Source organism: Streptomyces sp. RPT161 (assembly GCF_027533845.1).
GTDB lineage: Bacteria > Actinomycetota > Actinomycetes > Streptomycetales > Streptomycetaceae > Streptantibioticus_A > Streptantibioticus_A silvisoli_A.
The window spans coordinates 1-5,330 of record NZ_JAPZVN010000050.1 but is presented as its reverse complement, the minus strand read 5'-3'; the positions used below and the strand labels follow the sequence as shown (position 1 = coordinate 5,330).

3 protein-coding genes are annotated in these 5,330 nt (G+C 68.2%); 2 read left to right on the top strand and 1 reads right to left on the bottom strand.

Features of this window, described 5'->3' with window-relative positions; all coding sequences use genetic code 11:
- Positions 1-291 precede the first annotated feature (291 nt).
- The gene (locus O5O46_RS34745) at positions 292-2,589 is read left to right on the top strand and encodes an MMPL family transporter (RefSeq protein ID WP_269859678.1); all 2,298 of its coding nucleotides are present in this window, start codon (positions 292-294) and stop codon (positions 2,587-2,589) included.
- Positions 2,586-4,436 carry a bifunctional glycosyltransferase 87/phosphatase PAP2 family protein gene (locus O5O46_RS34740; RefSeq protein WP_333482450.1) on the top strand — a complete coding sequence of 617 codons (1,851 nt, stop codon included), beginning with the start codon at positions 2,586-2,588 and terminating at the stop codon, positions 4,434-4,436. Before O5O46_RS34745 ends, O5O46_RS34740 begins: the two co-directional genes overlap by 4 nt.
- Positions 4,437-4,536: 100 nt before the next feature.
- On the opposite strand, the gene O5O46_RS34735 is transcribed toward O5O46_RS34740, so the two are convergent.
- The gene (locus tag O5O46_RS34735; protein ID WP_269859677.1) at positions 4,537-5,007 is read right to left on the bottom strand and encodes a hypothetical protein; all 471 of its coding nucleotides are present in this window, start codon (positions 5,005-5,007) and stop codon (positions 4,537-4,539) included.
- Between the last annotated feature and the right edge of the window lie 323 nt (positions 5,008-5,330).

Genomic DNA, 5,330 nt, shown 5'->3' with positions numbered 1-5,330 from the left:
CGCGGAGGCAGCTGGGGTGGCCGGGGTTCAGGGAGCAGGGGCCGTATGCGGCGGCGCGGCGGCCCCGCACGGATCACCGCGCGACTCCGCGCGTGCTGGGCGGTAAGTCTTCGCCGGAGCCAAGGGCTCACGAGTGGTCGTCGACCGATACCGGGGCCGTCGCGTGTCAACCTTTCGTGAAGCGTGGGTAGTTGAGCCGAGTAACTCCTGGACTTCACTGGCGTTGACCCGTCCATGGGGTTCCTTGCAGGGGTGGGGAGAGCGGCTGCTCGCTATCGGCGGACGGTCGCCGTGTCTGCTTTGTTGATGGTCGCGGCCTGCTTATGGGCAGGTCACGGAGTGGCCGGGAAGTTGGTCACCGGTGGTTGGGCGCCGCCCGGGGCTTCCTCGGTGAAGGCCGACGCCCTGCTGAGCGAACGTTTCCATGGCGGGGTGCCGGATCTGCTGCTGCTGACCCGCACCGCCGGTTCCGTGGACGCTCCCGAAGCCCGTGAGACGGGGCGGCGCCTGGTGGAACGGCTGTGTGCGGACCGGAAGGTCAGCGGAGTGACCGCATACTGGACCGGCCCGGTGGTTGGCCTTCGCGCGCGTGGCTTCGTGCCCCAGCGGCTTCCCGACGTTCGAGACCCGATGCTGCGGTCCGGGGACGGCCATGATGCGCTGATCGCGGTGCGGCTGAACGGGGACGCGCGACACGCCGCCGTGGATCGGCTGGTCCCCGCCGTCACCGGTAGGCACGGTCCCTTGCAGGTAACGGCCTCCGGAGCCGCGCTGGTAGTCAAGGAGCTTCAGCAGCAGAGCCAACGTGACCTGCACGTCTCGGAGTTGATCGCGGTGCCCACCATGCTGGTGTTGCTGGTGTGGGCGTTCGGGGGGATCGGTGCTGCGTGTCTGCCGTTGGCGGTGGGCGGGGTGGCGATAGTGGGCACGCTGGCGGTGTTGCGTGCCGTCTCGGAGATCACCGAGGTGTCGGTGTACGCGCTGAACGTGACGAGTGCTGTGGGCCTGGCGCTCGCGGTCGACTACAGCCTCTTCCTGGTTGCCCGCTACCGCGAGGAACGCGCCACGGGGCTCGCCCACGTCGAGGCTATCGAGCGCGCGATGGAATCCGCCGGTCGGACGGTTGTCGTCGCCTCGGGTGCTGTCGTGCTGTCGTTGGCTGGCTTGTTGGTCTTCCCGTTGTCCTTCCTGCGGTCGTTGGCGTATGCCGGGATCCCGGTGGTGGTGTTGTCCGCGGTGGCGTCGCTGGTGCTGGTGCCGGCGGGGCTCTCCTGCTTCGGTGGACGGTTCGCGGGCCACACCCGACGTGGCCTTCGGCGGATCGGCGGCACGGGCGAGGGGTGGCGACGGCTGACGGTTGCGGTCATGCGCCACCGGACGGTGGCCGCCGTGGGCGCCGCGTTGGTCCTGACCGCGCTCGCGTTGCCGTTCCGCCAGGCGTCGTTCGCCCTCGGCGACGAGCGGGTGTTGCCCGGCACTGCTCCCGTGATCCAGGCCATGAGCCAACTGCGCACCGCCTTCCCCCAGTCCGATCACACCGAGGTGGATGTCATCTTGCCCCGGTGGGTCCCGGCCGCGAACGCTGCTGGACCTGCGAGGCTCGACGCCTACGCCCGCCACCTGTCGACGCTGCCCGGCGCCGCATCCGTGCGGACATCCACGGGCGTTTACACCGATGGCGAACGGCTACAGGGGCAGAGCCCGCCTATCGACCGACGCTACCTGTCCCCAGCCGGTACCTGGCTGGCCGTCTACGGCCCCACCGAGCCGTTCGGCCCCGCCAGCGTGCGGCTGGCAAGCGCGGTGCGGCATGCCAGGGCGCCGACGCGGCCCCTGGTTGCCGGACCACCAGCCAGGCTGCTCGACGTGCGGCACGCCGTCGCAGCACGACTGCCCTGGGCCATCGGCGTCGTCGTGGCCGCGACCTTGCTGGTACTGCTGCTGTTCACCGGTTCGCTCTTCCTTGCGGTCAAGGCCCTTGTGATGAACGCGCTCAGCATGACCGCGACCTTCGGCGCCATGGTGTGGATCTTCCAGGACGGCCACCTTCGGTCCGTGCTGGGCGACTTCACGGTTACCGGAGGCACTGATCTGTTCACCCCGATCATGGTGTTCTGCCTCGCCTTCGGACTGTCCCTGGACTACGAGGTACTGCTGCTCGCCCGGGTGATGGAGGCGCACCGGCGCACGGGCGAAACCACGACAGCGGTAGCGGCCGGATTGCGCGCAGCCGCACCACTGTTCACCACTTCCGCCCTCGTGGTCGGCGCTGTCTTGCTCAGCCTGGCCGCATCCGACATCACCACCATCAAGGTCATGGGCGTGACCATCGCCCTGTCGGTGGCCGTGGACGCGCTGATCGTCCGCCCGGTGCTGGCCCCTGCCGTGATGGCGCTGGCCGGGGAAGCGAACTGGTGGTCGCCGATGGCCCGCCGCGGCGGCACGCCGGCACCCGGCCGCCCGCGCACGAGTGCCGAGCCGGTCGTCGCCCAGGGCGCGGTCATCACCGCGCCAGGAGGGAATCTTCCCAAGCAGTCATCGTGTGCTCCGCGGCAGGATGACTGCATGGACGCGGACGTCGACCGGTGACGGGCATTGTGCTGACACTGCGTGAGGTACCGGCAGACTTACCGAGCTGGACTGGACGATCGCTGTACGACCAGCACTGTGCCACCGGCTCCCCGTTCGCGGGTCTGGTACTCAAGCCACTCGTTCGAACGGCCGAAAACGCCATAGGTGTTGTGTGGCCGGCGAGCATGTTGTGCATCGCCGCGGCCATCGGCTGGGTCGTGGCACGGGCCCTGCCGAAGACAGTTCCGCAGCACAGCGCGCTGCGAGGGCCGCTCGCGGCCATCGGTCTTGTGATGATCTCCCAGTCCGTGCGCAGCAGCCTTCTTCCGGGACAGACCAGCACCATCTCGGTGCTGCTGGTCCTGCTGGCCTGCCTCGTGGTGCGCGAGGAGCAGGCATCGGGGGCACTGGTCGGACTGGGAGCCGCGTTGCAGCCCGCCACGCTGCTGTTCATGCCCCTGCTGTGGCTGACCGGCCGCAGGAAGGCGGCGCTGAGCGCCGCGGGAACGTTCGCGGCGTGCACGGCGCTGGCCGGGGCGGTGAAACCACGGGATTCATGGACATACTGGACCGACCACCTGGCGGTCGCCGGGCTTAGCCCACCATCGGACAGCACGACGGGCCAGTCGCTGCACGGCGCACTGCTGCGCTTAGGTCTGCACGGGCCAGTGGCGGTGGCGCTGTTCCTGATGCTGGCCAGTGTGGTGACGGCCGTCGGGCTGTGGCGCGCGGTGCGGTACACCAAGGACAACCAAGCACTGCTGGCGGTGGCCCTGATCGGATGTGTGGCGATTGCCGTGTTCCCAACGGCGTGGCAGCACCAGTCGCTATGGCTGCTGCTCGTGGCGGCAGGCCGGGTGGGACGCCGGGCGAAGGACCAACTGCTGTGGTCGGCGACCCTGGTGCTGCTGACGACCGCACCCTGGCTGATGTCACTGCCGGACATACCAGTGCTTCGTCCTGTGCGCGAGGATCTCCCGCTGATGGCCGCGCTGGCGACCGCGTGCGCGGTGCCCTTCCTGCCTACCAGCTCCGAGCACTTCCAAACTCCACGTCCGACCGAATCCATCCCGCCAAAGGTGCCCCAGCCTCGCCGGGTGACATGGCTACCTTCGTGGCTTGGGACCCTCAGCGGCCCCGATCTGCTGCTGGAACTCCTGATGCTCCGCGTCGGCTATGTGATGTACGCGCGGATCAGGGGCGCCGTACGCACGGAGCGTGCAACGGCGGAGGAGCACGGACGGCTCGTGGACTCCGCTGAGCGTGCGCTGCACATCGACATAGAGCATTGGGCGAACCACACGATCACGAAACTCCACTGGCTGGAGCGCTTCTTCAACTGGTACTACACCTCATTCCACTTCGGCGTGCCGTTCACCATCCTGGCCGTCCTCTACCTCCGGCGCCCCGCTGACTTCCGCTGGGCCCGCTCCACACTCGGCCTGATCACGCTGCTCGCGCTCATCGGCTTCCAGATCTTCCCACTGGCCCCACCGCGGTTGATGCCCGCGCTCGGGATCATCGACACCGTGTACGGACCACAGAACCTGACGCATCCCAGTTACGGCCAGCTGACCGCACTGACCAACCCGTACGCAGCGATGCCATCGCTGCACTTCGGCTGGTCGCTCTGGAGCGCAGTGGTGATCGTCAAACTGGCCCCGCAGGGCTGGACAAAGCTACTGGGACTGCTACACCCAACACTCACGCTGACCGCGATCCTCGTGACCGGCAACCACTGGGTGCTGGACGCCGTCAGCAGCGCCGCAGTGGTGACAACGAGCTTCGGCCTGACACACCTACTCACAAGACCGCGCCAAGTCCCCCTGCCGCTACGGCTATCCCCGCAGGCGGTGACCCAGTAGGTCAGACGGCCGGGACGACCCGTAGTTGGCCAGTCTGGCGACCGATAGTTGGCCTCGGACTGTCGAGTCTCGTCGGAGGCGAGACAGACTGAGCCCATCGTCAGTCGAGTGCGTCGCCGAGCGCGGTCAAAAGTCCGTGCTCACACGCCCCCGGCCCGTCGACCCGGTCCACAAAGTCGGCGATGAGCTCGAGTGCGCACGTCATCACTCGAGGTTCACTATCGGGGACTGGCCCGGCCTGGTCCCGCCAGGCAACCGGGTCACGCCCCTCGAAAACGACCCTCACGACCTGGCGCACCATCGGCAGGTCAGATCTCTCCACCATCTCGGTCTCGGCCCACTGACCGACCTTGTCCATCAACGTCGCTGTCAACCGGTCGCCGAGGTCCTCCCCGCCCAGGCGGCCGGCGCCGATCTGATCCATCGCGCCGCAGATCAGCGCCACCGTCCCCCGCAGCTCGCCCGTGCCATAGATGGCCGGGGCCGCCGCGATGCGCTCGGCCAGAACGGGCCACGCCCTGTGGTCGTCTGCCGAGCGCAGGATGGTCGCCTGGTCCCACGCCGCCTCCACCGCACCAACGGCGATCCACGAGTTCTGGTCGACACTCAGCGGCCCGGACGCTGCCCAAAGCGCGGATAGCGCTCAAGCACCTCGACGACAGCGAGGAGCCCCGTGGGAGACCGAACCCCGTTCAAGCGGGAGCGGGCCGGATGCACGGGTGGTTCCCGCGCGACCGGCCCGCGCGTCGATTGCACCTCGTCCGCAGCCTGGCACACATTGAACAACCGATCGACGCTTCTCCATAGAAGCAGCGAATATCAGAACCCTGTTCGTAACTCCTCACCCGATCAGGCGAGTTGCGACAGATTCCTCCGGGCTCCTGTTAAGAGTGA